This is a genomic window from Phaeobacter sp. B1627, assembly GCF_006265095.1.
Lineage (GTDB): Bacteria > Pseudomonadota > Alphaproteobacteria > Rhodobacterales > Rhodobacteraceae > Epibacterium.
Genome location: NZ_VCNK01000101.1, coordinates 1 through 1,107, shown reverse-complemented (window position 1 = coordinate 1,107; position 1,107 = coordinate 1). Strand labels below are relative to the sequence as shown.

General features: G+C 58.3%; 1 protein-coding gene. It reads right to left on the bottom strand.

Annotation, left to right across the window (positions count from 1 at the left end; translation table 11 throughout):
• Nucleotides 1-108: 108 nt before the first annotated feature.
• Nucleotides 109-1,107: hypothetical protein (locus FGE21_RS20160; RefSeq protein WP_176695510.1), on the bottom strand; the 999-nt coding region annotated here is incomplete at its 5' end.

The following is a 1,107-nucleotide window of genomic DNA, read 5'->3' as shown; positions in this document are numbered from 1 at the left end:
ACGCGTTCCCAGGCCGACTTTTTCAACAAAATCCGCCCCTTCTACCGGAATCCACTGCCCCAGGCTGATGCAATCGCTAAGACTAGTTGACAGCAAACTGCGCGCTCTTCACTTGCTCCAATCCGCATCCAGATCCCGAGCTTCCTTCTCCAAATCCTTTGGTAGATCAGAACGCCCCATGAGGTTCCGCACGCGGGTCATCATCACTTCGACCCAGCTTGCGCGCTTCTCTGTTTGATCGATTTTCCGCACCAGTCGCAAAATTGCCGGCATCAACCGGTCACGGAGACTTTTAGGAGCCGCGAAGATCGGTGCGGGATCCTCAAGTGCGACCTTGCCGTTTTCACCAACCCAAATCTTCCCCTCCTCAACCGCAGCAACCACGTGATCAATTGCCGCGAGGCTCACATCAAGCCCCATCCTCTTCGCACACATCTCCTCCGCCTCCATCACCAGTTCCGACCGGGCCGTTGCCACTTGCTCCTTTTCCAGAGAAATTTCGCCCGCACGGGCATCCAGATCCGCGGACTTGATCCGCGCTTCTTCTGCCTGTTCTTCATTGCGCTGCTCTCGCTGCGCCAGCTCATGCTCTCGCGCCGCCTGCGCGCGGGTATTTTCCGCCAATGCGGCTTCTGCCGCTTCCACAGCCTCCGTCCTTTGGACGAGAGCAGCCTTCTGTGCCGCAATCGCGGCTTCTTTTTTCTCGAGGCGGGACATGTAGGTCCGGCGCCGTTTCTCCTTCGTCTCTGCAGCCACTGCCTTGGCGTCGAGTTCTGCCAGGTGGCGACGCGTCTTCTCAGCGGAGGCCATCAGCGCATCAAGCTCCGAGCGATGCGCTTTTTCGTCCGCCTGAATTCGCGCAAGTTCCAGCTGCCGCGTTTGCAGCTCTTCGCCAGCGAAATCGAGATCCGCATCGATTTCATCACGGTCGGCAATCAGTGTGTCGAGCTCCGATTTTTGCGTGTCCCGATCTTCAACGAGCGTCTCCAGTTCTCGTTTCGCCTCGGCAGACTGCTGACGCAGCGCTTCGATTTCCAGAGGAAGGTCATAGTGCAACTCGCGCACACTGCGGTGAAGAGTGTCAGGATATTCCGCGCCGGCCGCGAT